The organism is Formosa undariae, assembly GCF_042427615.1.
Classification (GTDB): domain Bacteria; phylum Bacteroidota; class Bacteroidia; order Flavobacteriales; family Flavobacteriaceae; genus Formosa; species Formosa undariae.
Genome location: NZ_JBHMEZ010000013.1, coordinates 147,257 through 163,493, shown reverse-complemented (window position 1 = coordinate 163,493; position 16,237 = coordinate 147,257). Strand labels below are relative to the sequence as shown.

Genomic DNA, 16,237 nt, shown 5'->3' with positions numbered 1-16,237 from the left:
AATATATTAAGCTTGTAATTCTATAAACACTGAATATAATTTCACATCAAAAGAATAATAAGTACTTTTGCAACCTATATTCAAAAACTATTCCAAAGTGATTAAATAAACTTAAAATAATTGCCTTAAATAACTATTAATTAAGGCAGAGAGTTTTCACTTTAAGCAATACAAAGATTCAAAATTATGCCGATGGATATTCCTTCAAAATATGATGCTAATTCAGTAGAAAGTAAATGGTACGATTACTGGATGAAAAATAATTATTTTCATTCTACACCAGACGAAAGAGAACCGTATACTATTGTAATTCCGCCACCAAACGTAACCGGAGTGTTGCATATGGGACACATGTTAAACAATACCATTCAAGATGTATTGGTGCGTCGTGCGCGTTTGCTAGGTAAAAATGCATGTTGGGTACCTGGAACAGATCATGCCTCTATTGCTACCGAAGCAAAAGTAGTTGCTAAATTAAAGGAACAAGGCATAGATAAAAACGATCTTACTCGCGACGAATTCTTAGCACATGCTTGGGAGTGGACAGAAGAGTACGGTGGTGTGATTCTTGAACAACTTAAAAAATTAGGATGTTCTTGCGATTGGGATCGGACGAAATTCACAATGGACGACGACATGTCTGAAGCTGTAATTAAAGTATTTGTCGATTTACATAACAAAGGCTTAATTTACCGCGGTTACCGTATGGTAAACTGGGATCCAGAAGCGCAAACGACATTGTCTGACGAAGAAGTCATTCACGAGGAACGTCAAGGAAATTTATATTATATAAACTATAAAATTGATGGTAGCGACGATACGTTAACAATTGCTACAACACGTCCTGAAACTATTTTCGGGGATACTGCAATTTGTATTAACCCGAACGATGAGCGTTTTACACACTTAAAAGGAAAGAAAGCCATTGTGCCAATTTCTAATCGTGTCGTGCCTATTATTGAAGATGAATATGTCGATTTAGAATTCGGTACAGGATGTTTAAAAGTAACGCCTGCTCACGATGAAAACGATAAGAATTTAGGAGATAAGCACAATTTAGAAGTGATCGATATCTTTAATGCAGATGCGACTTTAAATAGCTTCGGATTGCAATTTCAAGGTCAAGATCGTTTTGAGGCTAGAAAAAACGTAGCTACAGAATTGGAAGCTTTAGGGATTTTAGTAAAAACTGAGGTTCACGTAAATAAAGTAGGAACTTCTGAGCGTACAAAAGCGGTTATCGAACCACGATTAAGCGACCAATGGTTCTTAAAAATGGAAGATTTAGTAAAGCCAGCAATCGAAGCAGTTTTAGGTGAAGATGCCGAAATTAAATTATTTCCTAAGAAATTCGAAAACACATACCGTCACTGGTTAGAGAATATCCGCGATTGGAATATCTCTCGTCAGTTATTATGGGGACAACAAATTCCTGCATATTTCTATGGTGATGGAAAAGAAGATTTTGTTGTTGCAGAATCTATTGAAAAGGCAGTAGCATTAGCTCAAGAAAAAACGGGTAAAACCGATTTAAAAGCGGAAGATTTAAAACAAGATACAGATGCTTTAGATACATGGTTCTCTTCTTGGTTATGGCCAATGAGTGTGTTCGATGGTATTCGTAATCCTGAGAATGAAGAAATCAAGTATTACTACCCAACCAACGATTTAGTAACAGGGCCAGATATTTTATTTTTCTGGGTTGCTAGAATGATTATTGCTGGTTACGAATACAAGGACGAAAAGCCGTTTAACAACGTGTACTTAACGGGATTAGTTCGTGATAAGCAACGTCGTAAAATGAGTAAATCTTTAGGAAACTCTCCAGACGCTTTAAAACTAATTAGCGATTATAGTGCAGATGGTGTTCGTGTTGGATTATTGTTGAGTAGTGCGGCAGGAAACGATTTAATGTTCGACGAAACACTTTGTCAGCAAGGAAAAGCATTCGGAAATAAAATTTGGAATGCCTTTAATTTAACCAATATTTGGGAAGTTAGTGATGCTATCGAGCAACCGCAATCTAGCAAAATTGCCTTAGAATGGTACGAAGCTAAGTTCCAGGATGCATTAGTAGAAATTGAAGACCATTTTAGTAAATACCGTTTAAGCGACGCTTTAATGAGTATTTATAAACTGATTTACGATGATTTCTGTGGCTGGTTACTAGAAATAGTAAAACCGGCTTATCAGCAACCAATCGATGCTACAACATATAATAGTGTAATGGCTCGTTTCGAAGATAATTTAAAAATTCTTCATCCATTTATGCCATTCTTAACTGAAGATATTTGGCAATATATTGCTGAACGTACTCCAGAAGAAGCGTTAATCGTTGCAAAATGGCCAGAAGCGAAACCGATAAATAAAGACTTAATTTCTCAGTTTGAATTTGCTTCTGAAGTGATTTCAGGAATTAGAACAGTTCGTAAAGACAAAAATATTGCGTTTAAAGATGCGATTGGTTTTTCTGTAATTAATAACGAAAACGCGAATACTGCTTTTGATGCTGTAATTTCAAAATTAGGGAATTTAGAAACTATCGACTACGTTACGGAACCTGTAGAAGGCGCTATGACATTTAGAGTGAAATCTAACGAGTATTTTATTCCTATGGAAGGCGCAATAGATGTTGAAGCTGAAATTGTAAAGCTTGCGGAAGAATTAAAATACACCGAAGGTTTCTTAAAATCTGTTCAAAAGAAGTTATCTAACGAACGCTTTGTTGCAGGAGCACCAGAGCAAGTTATTGCTAACGAACGTAAAAAAGAAGCAGACGCTTTAGCTAAAATTGAAACTATTACATCGAGTTTGGCTAGTTTAAAGTAAATAGGTCACTCTGAAATTATTTTAGAGTATCATTATAAATCAAAAACACCTCAGCAGTATATGTTGAGGTGTTTTTTTTATGTCTTGGATTGGTGTGATAGCATCTAGTGTGATGCGTTCTCGACTCCGCTCGAACACCAAGGAAACACAAAATGTTATTAGAATAAACTTCAGATATATTCTTGTTTTTGTAATATCTTATAAAATTCTAAACATCATTATAACGGTCTTCGAGCGTAGTCGAGAATCATATAGTATCCCATAAATAAATTTTAATTCTCGACTCCGCTCGAACACCATGGAAACATAGAACGTTGTAGTATGAATTAAATAGTATGATATAAACATAGTCTTTGAAAAGAATTCAGCATGATATGGCGAAATAGTTTTTCACTTTAAGTTGAGGTTTCGTCAACTAGAACTTGTTTCAAATTCTCATTATAACGGAAAGATTACGGCTATTGATTTTAGTTAAATATGAAGGGATGAATTTTTGAATGTATACTGAATTTATTTTTTTCCACTAACCACTAACCACTAACCACTAACCACTAACCACTAACTAAAATCCAAACTTCTTCAACATGCCATTCCATCGCAATTTTCTAATAAAATCACCTTGTTCTGGAGTGACTAAAGGTTCTGTATTTTCGTTTTTAGCTTTAAAATAGCCCGACATATAATCGTTAAAAAGAGAAAGGTTTTTTTTCTTTATGGCTAGTTTCAGTGCAGAAATAGCTGTAATAGAGAAGCCGTAGCGCATCTTGTACATGGCTTCACCTTGCATATATTTTGAAGCTTTATTATAACTTGCTCCAGTAGGTTTTAGGTGTTTTACGTGCAACGATTCATCGGTAAGAATTTCCCAATGATTAAACTTTGCTAGTAATTCGTCTATCGTGTCCCAACCCATGGCAGGTTTTAATTTTCCAATATCTAGAAAGCATTGTTTTCTGTAGGCTTTCAACGCGCCACGAATGTGATCTTTGTTGGTTAAGTCTTCTAATGCCCAATGCTCATCCTTTTTAATATAGCAAAAACCAGCGGCCATACCCAATGTTGGATTTGCTTTAAAATGATTAGAAATTGTTTCTAAATAGTTTTCAGGGAAGATTAAATCGGCATCAAACTTACACATGATGTCGTAATTATCGTCTAACGTATCTAATCCCTTGTAAAATGCATTTATAATTTTAGAACCCGGTAAATGTTTATCCGAAGATTGTGCGTTCACAATAGAAATCCATGAATGTTTTTCAATGTAAGATTCTACGATATGTTGGGTGTTATCTGTAGAATGGTCATTCACAATAACAAGCTGTTTAGGCAACAGGGTTTGTTGTGTTAACGATTCTAAAGTACGTCCGATAGAATCATCTTCATTATGTGCGGGAATGACGATGTAAAAATTCATGCAATGAAATTTAATATTTAAATTTTATATCGCAATTATTACGACAGAATTTTTTCAAAAAAAAGGATTTTATTTTGAAATCCGTTCAGCATAAATAATATAGTATCGCGGTGTAAAACGTCTAAGAATAGGACGGATACCAATTTTATTTGTGGGGTTAGTCCATTTATGGCGTGCCTTAATTTCCCATCCAGCTTTTTCTAACAACCAATCGAATTGCCAATCTTCAAATTCATGGTAATGTCTGTCTCGCATATCGGTTTTACTTCTATACGCCTCGGCAAACCATAATTTAAGAGGTACACTAGCCACCAATTTATCAGCTTTAATAGCTTTTAAAACGGTAAAAGGCGAGAGTAAGTGTTCGAAAATTTCGAAAGCAGTCACAACATCTGCATTAGAATTTTTTAATGCAGATGTGTCTATATCTAAATCTTCACCAGATGTATTTGTTACTTTAAAACCATGTTCTTCCATGACCGTTGTAAACGGATTTACAACACCTAAATCCAAAAGTTGTGACTCTTTTTGGACGTGTTGCTCTAAGAATTCAATGGTATTTTTATAACGCTTATGCGGAAAATGGCTTTCGTACATACTATTCTATTCCCGCTTATGCGGTGCTATTTAATATTTGTAAACTATCGCATTAATGTGCATTCCTGCACCAACGCTCGCAAATATAATAACATCACCTGTGTTAAGACTATGATTTTCTAATTTATTATGTCTAACCATATCAAAAAGTGTAGGGACTGTAGCAACAGAGCTATTTCCTAAGTTACCAATGGTCATTGGCATCACGTTATCGGGGATAGGCATTTTAAACTGACGGTAGAAACGCTTTAAGATGGCATCGTCCATTTTTTCATTGGCTTGATGAATAAAAATCTTCTTTACTTCTTTTATATCTACGCCACTTTCATCTAAACAGGCTTTCATGGCGGCAGGAACATGCTTCAATGCAAATTCATAAATTTTGCGACCATCCATTTTAATATATTTCGTATTAGGATCTAAGTCTGGATTAAAAGATTTTCCTGATGATAAATGAAAGGCATTATCGAGAGTGTAGCTTTCTGTAATGTGAGAAAAGATACCACTAGCTTCATTGGTTTCTTCAAGAATACATGCACCAGCACCATCGGAAAATATCATCGCATCTCGGTCGTGTTTATCTACAACCCTAGAAAGCGTTTCAGAACCAATTACTAGACATCGCTTGGCAATACCTGCTTTTATAAACGCTTGGGCTTGAATAACACCTTCAATCCATCCTGGGCAACCAAAAAGTAAATCGTAAGCGACACATTTTGGGTTTTTAATGTGCAGTTTGTTTTTAACGCGAACAGCTAAGCCTGGTAACATATCACTTTGGATAGTTCCAAATTTGATGTCTCCAAAATTATGAGCGAAAATGATGTAATCTAAAGTCTCTGGATCTATATTGGCGTTATCGATTGCTTTTTGAGCAGCAAAAAAACCAATGTCCGATGAAGTGTATTCTTCCTTGACATAACGACGTTCAGAAATACCAGTTATGGATTTAAATTTATCAATTATGACAGTATTGTCATTTTCGAAGGGAGTTCCATCATTATTTAGGAAAGAATGATTAAGAAAACTGTCGTTTTTTTGAACAATAGAAGGTATGTAACTTCCTGTTCCTGTGATTTTTATGTTCATTAAATAAAGATTGCCTCTACAGCATGTTTTATATCAATGAAGATACTGACATTTACTATAAAGGCAATCTTTTTTTAGAGGTAATTTACGATGTCCAAACCGTGATTCTGTTACATATAATCCTCTATAGGCGCACATGTACAAATTAAATTTCTATCACCAAAAGCATCATCTACACGACGTACAGTTGGCCAAAATTTATTGGTACGTACGTGCTCTATAGGATAAGCTGCAATGTCTCTAGTGTATGGTAATTCCCATGTATTGGCAGTTAACATTTCTAAAGTATGTGGTGCATTTTTAAGTACATTGTTAGGTTCGTCCTTAGAGGCCTCATCAATTTCCTTTCTAATAGAAATTAGTGAGTCACAGAAGCGATCCATTTCTTGTTTACTTTCACTTTCTGTAGGTTCAATCATTAAAGTTCCTGCAACAGGGAAAGAAACCGTTGGTGCATGGAATCCGTAATCTATTAAACGTTTAGCGATATCTGTAACTTCGATTCCGTTTTCTTTAAATGGTCTACAATCTACAATCATTTCGTGTGCGGCACGTCCACATTCTCCAGAATATAAAGTATCAAAATGACCTTCTAAACGGCTTTTAATGTAATTCGCGTTTAAGATGGCTGCTTTAGTAGAATCTTCCAATCCTTTTGCACCTAACATCTTAATGTATCCGTAAGAGATTAAACACACTAAAGAAGAACCATAAGGTGCTGCTGAAATAGATTTAATAGCTTGCTCGCCTCCAGTTTTTATAATAGGATTTCCAGGTAAAAATGGAACGAGTTGTTTCGCAACACAAATTGGTCCAACACCAGGTCCACCACCACCGTGAGGGATAGCAAATGTTTTGTGTAAGTTAAGGTGACAAACGTCTGCTCCAATATTTCCAGGATTTGTTAATCCAACCTGAGCATTCATATTTGCACCATCCATATATACTTGTCCGCCGTTATCGTGTATAATTTGAGTAACTTCTTTAATGGCAGATTCATAAACACCGTGAGTAGATGGGTATGTAACCATTAAACAAGATAAGTTTTCTTTATGCAATTCTGCTTTTTCACGTAAATCGTCAACGTCGATATTTCCTTCAACAGTCGATTTTGTTACCACGACTTTCATCCCTGCCATAACAGCACTTGCAGGATTAGTACCATGTGCAGACGATGGGATTAAACAAATATTTCTATGACTATCGTTACGCGATTCGTGGTATGCTCTAATTACCATTAAACCTGCATATTCTCCTTGTGCCCCTGAATTAGGTTGTAAAGATGTTGCAGCAAAACCAGTAATTTCTGTTAATTGATCTTCTAATTCTTTTAATACCGTTTGGTAACCTTGTGCCTGTTCGATCGGTGCAAACGGGTGAATAGTTCCCCATTTGGCATAACTTAAAGGCAACATTTCTGCAGCAGCATTTAATTTCATTGTACAAGAACCTAAAGAAATCATCGAGTGATTTAATGATAAATCTTTACGTTCTAACATTTTTATATAACGCATTAATTCAGTTTCTGAATGGTGCGTATTAAATACATCTGAAGTTAAAAATTCGGTTGTACGTTGTAAGTTTTCGTTAATGTTATTGGATTCAGGAATAGTATCCAAAACAATAGGCTCTACTTCTATAATTTCAGCAAAAACAGAAATGATGTCATTTATATCTGAAAGCGATGTCGTTTCATTTATTGAAATCGTTACTGAATCAGCATGCGGATAGTAGAAGTTAATAATTTTAGCTTCGGCAAGAGGTTTAATTTTATCTGCATCTGCTTCGATGTTTAAAGTATCGAAAAAAGTATCGTTTTTTTGTTTAAATCCAAGAGATTTTAAAGCTTCTGATAATGCTGATGCTTTATCGTGAACTGAATCTGCAATAAACTGTAACCCTTTTGGTCCGTGGTATACGCCGTACATACCTGCCATAACAGCAAGTAAAACCTGTGCAGTACAAATATTAGACGTCGCTTTATCACGCTTAATGTGTTGCTCACGAGTTTGTAAAGCCATACGCAAGGCACGGTTTCCATTCATGTCTTTAGTCACACCAATAATACGACCAGGAAGATCACGTTTGTAAGCTTCTTTGGTTGCAAAATATGCAGCATGAGGACCTCCATAACCCATCGGGATTCCGAAACGTTGTGTTGTTCCAACAACTACATCTGCTCCAAATTTACCAGGAGCTTCTAATTTTACTAAACTTAAAATATCGGCAGCAACAGCAACTTTAATATCAGCAGCATTAGCTTTTTCAATGAATGTTTTAATATCACTAACTAATCCGTCTTTTCCTGGATATTGAAGAATCGCACCAAAGAATTCTGAAGAAAAATCGAAAGTTGTCTCGTCTCCAATGACTAATTCAATGCCGATTGGATTCGAACGGCTTTGTAGTAAAGCTAAACTTTGAGGTAATATGGCATCGGAAACAAAGAATTTATTAATTCCTTTTTTCTTCTGATCACGACTTCTTACAGCAAATAATAAGCTCATGGCTTCGGCAACCGCAGTACTTTCATCTAAAAGTGATGCGTTTGCTATTTCCATTCCCGTAAGATCTGTAATCATGGTTTGGAAATTTAACAAGGCTTCTAAACGACCTTGAGCAATTTCTGCTTGATACGGTGTATATGCCGTATACCAACCCGGGTTTTCTAAAACGTTACGCTGAATAACTGCAGGAAGAATAGTTGGGTGATACCCTAAACCGATATACGATTTGAAAATGTGATTTTGTTTTGATAATTCGTGAATGTGAGTTAAGTACTCATACTCTGTCATTGGTGCATCTAAGTTAAGAGGCTTTTTTAAACGGATACCATCAGGAATAGTTTCGTATATTAGTTGGTCTAAACTGTCTACACCTATAGTTTGTAACATTTGCTGTTGGTCCGCATCTCTAGGACCAATATGACGCAATGAGAAAGCATTTGTATTCATCGAATTATAATTGTGTTTTGTGGCGCAAAAGTAAGGAATTTAGGGTGTTTGACGATATGATTCTCCTAAGAATTTTGTTAAAGATTGCTGTTAATTTTTGTTTATCTACTTTTGTGGCATGACGATATTTCAAAAGCTCTTCAAATTTTATCTAAATGCAAGTATTCATGTCGCTATATCGGTGTTTTCATTGGCATGGATTACACTATTGAAATTCGAATTGCCTTTCGATAAAAATGTGCTGTGTTTTATCTTTTTTGCAACTATAACAGGTTACAATTTTGTGAAGTACTTTGGACTAGCGAGAAATCACCGTAGAGCCATGGCTAGCTGGTTAAGAGCTATTTTAATATTTACTTTAGTCAGTTTTATTTTGATGAGCTATTTTGCATTAAAACTAGAACTGAATACCATTTTAATATTATCTGGTTTTGGGGTGGTTACTTTTATGTACGCGATCCCATTTTTGCCACATCGTTTTTTTGTGGATAAACATCAGAATTTAAGAAGTATAAGCGGATTAAAAGTCTATGTAATCGGATTGGTATGGGCAGGTGTAACTGTGTTATTACCTTTAATTAATGAACACTATACTTTCGATTTCGATGTATTTCTTACCTGTATGCAGCGATTTATATTTATAATCGCTTTGATGTTGCCTTTCGAGCTTCGGGATTTAAAATACGATAGTTTGAAGTTAGGCACTATTCCTCAGAAAATTGGCGTACAACGTACTAAGAAGTTAGGCGTTGTACTTTCTCTAATGTTTTTCTTTCTAGAATTGTTTAAAACAGAACTGATAGGGAGTTTTATCTTGATCCAACTAATAGTGGCGTTAATTTTAATTGGATTTCTTTACTTTTCAAAGGAATCTAGGAGCGATGTGTATACGTCGTTTTGGGTAGAGGGGATTCCTATTATTTGGCTGGGATTAGAAATTTGCCTTATCCTTTAGTATTTTGATTTTTTAGTTCTTCCTCAAAACATTTCTTCATTTCCGATTTCGATTTAGCATCTAAACATTTTATATTAGATTGTTTAATCGACTCAGTCAGTTTCATATTGGTAAACATATGTTTCTTACATAGTGTACAAATAGTGATATGCATTTTAAACTTCAAGCGCTCAAAAAATGTAGACTCGTTGTATTGAAACTTGTCACAGATGTGAGAAGCTTCTTCGCATGACAAAAATAATTTACTCATAATTAATACCAGTTTTTTTCTAGACAGCTTGAAAGAGATGTTCTCGCTCGATGTATAATAACCCATAAATTAGACGGAGTAATATTTAATTCATTACAAATAATATCTGTCTCAAAATTTTCGATAGTTTTCATCTTAAAAACTTGGGCTTGTTTAGTTGGTAATTTATCTAAACAATTATAAATAGCTTCGCTAAGTTCTGTGTTTTCTAAGACGTCTTCTGCGTTTTTGTATGAGCTGTCTGCCACGCGTTCTTCTAACCAATCGCCTTCGTCTTCGCTTTCTGCAGTATAGGACATGCGGACTTCAGCTTTACCTTTTTTAGAATTTATTTTTCGGTAATGATCAATTATTTTTCGTTTCAGAATAGAAATCAACCACGTGCGTTCACTAGCTTCTCCTTTAAAGTTTTTCATAGATTTTAATCCTGCGAAAAATGTGTCCTGAACCAAATCTTTAGCAATTTCAGCGTCACTAACTCTAGAAATAGTGTAGTTGTATAGATAGTCGGAGTATGAATCTATCCATTTGGTTGCATCAATCTTGTGTTCTGGCATAAAGTGAATTGTCGGTTTAACTCATCAAAAATAGGAAATCTATTTTATTAAAATATTAAAGTTTTTATAAGGTTTTAAAAATTAAAATGAAATTTCCTATAGTATTGGCCTTGTTCTTTTGTTACTAATCACAATTTTTCAGTAAGATCAATAATTTCTTGTTTGTAAATCAATGCGCCTTCCTGATTCATGCCATTAACAGTTAATAGAATGTTCTTGTGTTGACCTTTGTAAATTTTTAAAATAGTTTCTCGGTTCGGTGCTAACAATACATTAGGTTTCCAGTCTAAAGCCTCGTAATATATCTTGGATTGTGTACTAATAAATTGCATGGGGAAATTAGAATACATTTGGTTAGCTGCAGTAAATCCTATATCTAAGGTGCTTTCTTGATAAAGTGGAGGGACAATGCTATCTGAGCCTCCTCCCTTTTTAGTATTTACATGAAGCACGCCATCTGTTCCTCTAAAACCATACCCGGCTCCCAGACTGTTAAAACTAACATCTTCCACCTGACTCATTCTTAATCCGTATAGAACATCATGGTCTATCATGGGTTGACCATCAAATATAAGTAGCATTTTTGGTGTAGGTGTATTTCCAGTACTATCAACTTGAGTACCATATCCACCTAAAAAAGAGCTAGAACCTCTTGTTGAATTTACAATAACGGACGCGTTAATTACAGAAGCTGATATACCAGCTTGTCTGTTTAGGAAGTCTACAAGTGTTGAAAGGCGTTTGTCTTGTTCCTCAATAATATATTGTTTTGTAAATCCAGCGCCTAGGGTATGTGGCTTATTGGAGTGTAAATCTACAAACTTAGGTTGTTTATTTTCTTTACCATAAAGTTTAACTTCTTCTAATTGTTCTGCATCTTTAAGAAATAATGGTTTTTGGGGATGATAAAAATTTTCGTCATTGCTTTTTAGAATTCGAGGTGTATTAGAATTATAATTTAAAACAATTTCATCTTTATAATTTATTTGAGTATTGTACACAAAGAAACGAGCTTTTTGAATGCTTCCTGTTTTATCAATTAAAGCTAGGTTATACTTGGAATCTTTTTGCATCACTAAATTGTCGAACACGAACTTATTATCCTGTTTGAGGTCTACGACTTGTAAAACTGAACTAGTGGTAGAGGTTAACATGACTTTATAGCTTTCGTTTGCTATTAAATTAGCATTTACAGAACCCGCTATTTTAATGCCAGTTTCTGGTTGAAAAAGTGGTTCAGCAGATTTAAAAGGATTTCGAGTTGTTTTTGTGGCATAAATTTGCGTAATCAAATCAAGAGTCTGCTTACTTAATGTGTCTGTATTATATGTAGGAAGAACATCTAAGTATGGTTCTAGCAAAAGGGATTCGCTAATATTTTTATTATTCTTATTTAATTTGCTTCCTTCAGGCACAATGGCAATACTTAAACGTGCAGGCCCCATACTTTTAGGCATTTTCACAGCGAGTTCCATGCTGTCGCCTACCACAGCTTGGGGTAAAATAGTTATTTCAAGGTTTTGTTTGGTTTTGCTAAAAAAATGGCGCTCTGCTACAGGTTGATTGTTTTTATTAAAAATACTAAGCGTGTTTACGCCATTAAAAAAATGATCTTCCGAAAAAGGTAATTTGTATTTAGTGTATTTTTTGTTAATGACAACGGGTAACACATAACGTGCTTTTTGGTTTCTGTGTATTATGGCAAAAAACGTGTCGTTATGATATTTAGATATCAAATCTTTAGAAAAATGTATGGTAAATCCAGCTTCTACATCAGAACCTTTCAGATCATCATGCTCTTGAATGATAATTCCTGATGTATTGGCAGAAGGAAGATCGAACTTAACAGCTTTATTTTTGTAATTTATTTGGGCGGTGTAGCTGTGTTTTGGCTGGTACACAAAACTCACAGAACCTAATCCTAAATGATTTGTGGATGATCTTGCAATGGCTTGACCTGACGTATTATCTATAATAAAAACAGGCAAGGCTTCATGCAGACTCAGGGCTTCACTGTTTAGTTTAAAGTTTATAGTATTTTTTATACCATTTAAAATCGTACCACTTTCGGGATAAAAGTCAATATTTAAGTCACCGATTTCACTAGTCAGTTCATTATCTGATGACGTGTTTTCTTGAACACCTTCGGGTTTTATATTAATAATTTGTAGTTCTCTGATGTATTTGGATTTAAAATTTTTGCTCCATTGGGTATCTACACTTAAATAATAAGTTCCAGAATTTAGAGAATCAGAAAGTTTTAAATCGCCATAAGCAATACCATCATTAGAATAAAACATGGTTTTCTGCAAAAGTGTTTTGTTAGAGTCGTAAAGGGCAATATGTAGGTTTACGGTTTCCAACATGGGTTTATTACTAAAATCGCTAACCACGTAAGCTTGCCACCATATTTTTTCTCCAGAGAAATACATGGTTTTATTTGTATGTAAGAAGAATTTTTCTTGTGCGTAGGTGTTGAAATATTCTGGATTGTCTGAAGCTAAATCGGAATTAGACTTTTCTTGAGCAAATAAGCCTAGAGCGAGTAATGTAAAGGCAAAATTTATGACGTATTGAAAGATTCTTTTTTTTGCGAGCATAGCGGTGTTTTTTGCCGTGTGTTTATCTAATTTAATAAAATTCATAATAATTTTATTAAATTATTTAAGTTAATCGATTAAAAGCAGCTATTTGTCAGAGGTTTGTTAGTAAAAGGCAGGAGAGTCGTTTGTTTTATTTAATAGGGTTTATAAACATAAGAGCCAAGAATTTATATAATGAATGCATTCTTAGCTCTTCCGTCTATAATATGTATGGTGTGTAACTAGAAAATTATAAGGTTTACACCAAAATGTAAAAGGGTGTAATTATTTTTTAATTAAACCCGCACGTCTTAATAACGCTTCGGGCTGAGGTTCTTTACCTCGGAAGCGTTTATATAATGTCATTGGATCTACAGTACCACCTTGCGATAGTACATTGTCTTTAAATTTTGTAGCGACTTCTTTGTTGAAGATACCAGCTTCTTTAAAATATTCGAAAGCATCAGCATCTAAAACTTCTGCCCACTTATAACTGTAATATCCTGCAGAATAGCCACCTTGGAAAATATGAGAAAATGCTGTGCTCATGCAGTTCTCGGCAACATCTGGATATAATTTTGTGTTTTCGAAAGCTTCCGATTCGTGAACTTTTACATGTTCTATTGCTGAAGGGTCTTGTCCGTGCCAGCTCATATCTAATAAACCAAAACTAATCTGACGTAAGGTTTGCATCCCTTCGTGAAATGTAGCTGATTCCTTTATTTTCGAAACCAATTCCATAGGGATCACTTCGCCAGTTTTATAATGTGTTGCGAATAATTCTAGCGCTTCTTTTTCGAAACACCAGTTCTCCATCACCTGACTTGGTAGCTCTACAAAATCCCAAAATACGCTCGTTCCTGAAAGGCTAGGGTAGGTGGTGTTTGCCAACATGCCGTGTAATGCATGGCCAAATTCGTGAAATAAAGTGGTCACTTCGTTAAACGTTAATAAAGACGGTTTGCTTTTTGTAGGTTTTGTAAAGTTGCACACTATAGAAATATGCGGACGACTATTTTCGTTGTTTTTAATGTATTGAGATTTATAAACCGTCATCCATGCGCCGTTACGTTTTCCTGCTCTTGGAAAAAAATCGGCGTAGAAAATAGATACTAAATCACCATTATCGTTAGTTACTTTATATGTCGAAACTTCCTCATGGTACTTATCTATAGTATCTACTTCCTCGAAATGTAAACCATATAATTTTTCGGCAATTTTAAACGCACCGTTGGTTACATTTTCTAATTGAAAATAGGGTTTCAGTTTTTCGTCGTCTAAATCGAATAACTTCTGTTTTAGCTTTTCAGCATAATAACCAGAATCCCATTTTTCAAGGCGGTCAATATTATCTAATGCTTTAGCGAAATCTTCTAGGTCTTTAAGTTCACCTAGTGCAGCCGGTTTCGCTTTATCTAATAATTCGTTTAAAAATTCTGAAACGTTTTCTGGCGTTTTAGCCATGCGTTCTTCTAATACAAAATTAGCATGGGTTTTATAGCCTAATAAATTAGCGCGTTGATAACGTTTTTTTACAATGTTTAAAACAATGTCTTGATTATCGAATTCGTTATTACCAAATCCCCTTTGACCAAAAGCAATAGCCAGTTTTTTTCTTAACTCACGATTGTCGGCATAAGTCATAAACGGAATATAACTTGGGTAATCTAAATTAATTAACCAACCATCTTTGTCTTTCGACTCCGCTAATTGCTTTGCAGCTTCTTTAGCACCTTCAGGAAGTCCGCTTAAATCGTCTTCATCGGTTATAAGCATTTCGAATGCATTGGTTTCTGCCAATACATTTTCGCCAAAACTTAGACTTAGTTTGCTTAAGTCCTTATCTAAATCACGAAGAGTTTGTTTTTTGTCTTCCGCTAAAAGGGCTCCGTTTCTAGAAAAACTTTTATACTGTTTTTCTAAAAGCATCATTTGTTCCGCATTTAGACTTAAAGAGTCTCGCGTATCGTAAATTAATTTTACACGCTTAAAAAGTGCTTCGTTTAGTGTAATGTCATTTCCGAATTCAGATAATAGTGGAGATACTTCTTGAGCTATTTTTTGGATAGCATCATTTGTTTCTGCAGAATTTAAATTAAAGAAAATACTAGTCACGCGATCTAGCTGTACACCTGAGAATTCTAAGGCTTCAATTGTGTTTTTATATGTAGGTACTTCAGGATTAGAAGTAATGGCGTTTATTTCAGCTTTGGTCTCTTCAATTAAAGATGTAATTGCAGGTAAAAAGTCTTCGTTTTTAATCTCTGAAAACGGTGCAGTGGTAAATGGCGTTTGAAAGGGATTTAATAGAATGTTCATTTTTTGAGCTGTTTTTCGTAAATAAATGTTAAAAATTGTGTTAAAGCGCTATATGACTAGGAAATAATCATACATTTGTGCAGATTTTTTTTCATAAAAGAGCTGGTTACTCTGAAAAAATTTATTGATTAATAGCGATAAAAAGCCTCTATTTATAGAGGCTTTTTTTGTGCTTATAAGTTTTTAGCAGTCTCTAATACAGCCTGTTTTAAACCTTCTTTATATTTTAGAATTTTTTCGAGTACTACAGGATCCGAACTTCCAATAATTTGAGCAGCCAGTATTCCCGCATTTTTAGCACCGTTAAGTGCTACTGTTGCTACAGGTACACCTCCAGGCATTTGTAATATAGATAATACAGAATCCCATCCATCTATAGAGTTACTGCTTTTTACAGGAACACCTATAATAGGAAGCGGAGATAAAGACGCGACCATTCCAGGTAAGTGAGCTGCACCACCAGCACCGGCAACAATAACTTGTATACCACGTGTATGTGCATTTTTTCCGTAATCGAATAATTTTTCTGGAGTACGATGCGCCGAAACGATATCTACTTCCACTTCTATATCAAATGTTTTTAAAATGTCTATTGCATCTTGCATAACAGGAAGGTCACTTTTACTTCCCATAATAACGCCTACTTTACTCATAATATATATGTGTTTTGCATTAGTAATAAATGCTTTGT

General features: G+C 34.8%; 10 protein-coding genes. 2 read left to right on the top strand and 8 right to left on the bottom strand.

From position 1 onward, the window contains the following. Window positions 1-192: 192 nt before the first annotated feature. Window positions 193-2,829: a valine--tRNA ligase gene (locus ACFFVB_RS15345; protein WP_382384102.1), complete on the top strand. Its 2,637-nt coding sequence runs from the start codon at window positions 193-195 to the stop codon at window positions 2,827-2,829. A gap of 562 nt (window positions 2,830-3,391) precedes the next feature. Here ACFFVB_RS15345 and ACFFVB_RS15340 read toward each other — a convergent pair. From ACFFVB_RS15340 to gcvP, 4 genes are all read right to left on the bottom strand, one after another. Continuing rightward, a complete protein-coding gene (locus ACFFVB_RS15340) occupies window positions 3,392-4,243 on the bottom strand; it encodes a glycosyltransferase family 2 protein (protein ID WP_382384101.1) in 852 nt (283 codons plus the stop codon). A 69-nt stretch (window positions 4,244-4,312) separates the two neighbouring features. After that, window positions 4,313-4,840 carry a class I SAM-dependent methyltransferase gene (locus ACFFVB_RS15335; RefSeq protein WP_382384100.1) on the bottom strand — a complete coding sequence of 176 codons (528 nt, stop codon included), beginning with the start codon at window positions 4,838-4,840 and terminating at the stop codon, window positions 4,313-4,315. A 30-nt stretch (window positions 4,841-4,870) separates the two neighbouring features. Continuing rightward, window positions 4,871-5,929: a 3-oxoacyl-ACP synthase III family protein gene (locus tag ACFFVB_RS15330; RefSeq protein ID WP_382384099.1), complete on the bottom strand. Its 1,059-nt coding sequence runs from the start codon at window positions 5,927-5,929 to the stop codon at window positions 4,871-4,873. Window positions 5,930-6,039: 110 nt separating this feature from the next. Beyond that, window positions 6,040-8,883, bottom strand: a complete 2,844-nt coding sequence (gene gcvP / locus ACFFVB_RS15325; RefSeq protein ID WP_382384098.1) for an aminomethyl-transferring glycine dehydrogenase — start codon at window positions 8,881-8,883, stop codon at window positions 6,040-6,042. Between the two features lie 118 nt (window positions 8,884-9,001). On the opposite strand from gcvP, the gene ACFFVB_RS15320 reads away from it, so the two are divergent. Then, window positions 9,002-9,838: a UbiA prenyltransferase family protein gene (locus ACFFVB_RS15320; protein ID WP_382384097.1), complete on the top strand. Its 837-nt coding sequence runs from the start codon at window positions 9,002-9,004 to the stop codon at window positions 9,836-9,838. A gap of 252 nt (window positions 9,839-10,090) precedes the next feature. Here the strand turns inward: ACFFVB_RS15320 and ACFFVB_RS15315 are convergent, their stop codons facing one another. The 4 genes from ACFFVB_RS15315 to purE form a co-directional block, all read right to left on the bottom strand. Then, window positions 10,091-10,645: a sigma-70 family RNA polymerase sigma factor gene (locus ACFFVB_RS15315; protein WP_382384096.1), complete on the bottom strand. Its 555-nt coding sequence runs from the start codon at window positions 10,643-10,645 to the stop codon at window positions 10,091-10,093. 128 nt (window positions 10,646-10,773) lie between these two features. Continuing rightward, window positions 10,774-13,290: a hypothetical protein gene (locus tag ACFFVB_RS15310; RefSeq protein ID WP_382384095.1), complete on the bottom strand. Its 2,517-nt coding sequence runs from the start codon at window positions 13,288-13,290 to the stop codon at window positions 10,774-10,776. 222 nt (window positions 13,291-13,512) lie between these two features. Then, on the bottom strand, window positions 13,513-15,546 hold the full coding sequence (locus tag ACFFVB_RS15305) for a M3 family metallopeptidase (protein WP_382384094.1): 2,034 nt from the start codon (window positions 15,544-15,546) through the stop codon (window positions 13,513-13,515). A gap of 173 nt (window positions 15,547-15,719) precedes the next feature. Beyond that, window positions 15,720-16,199 carry a 5-(carboxyamino)imidazole ribonucleotide mutase gene (gene purE / locus ACFFVB_RS15300; protein WP_382384093.1) on the bottom strand — a complete coding sequence of 160 codons (480 nt, stop codon included), beginning with the start codon at window positions 16,197-16,199 and terminating at the stop codon, window positions 15,720-15,722. Window positions 16,200-16,237 lie beyond the last annotated feature (38 nt).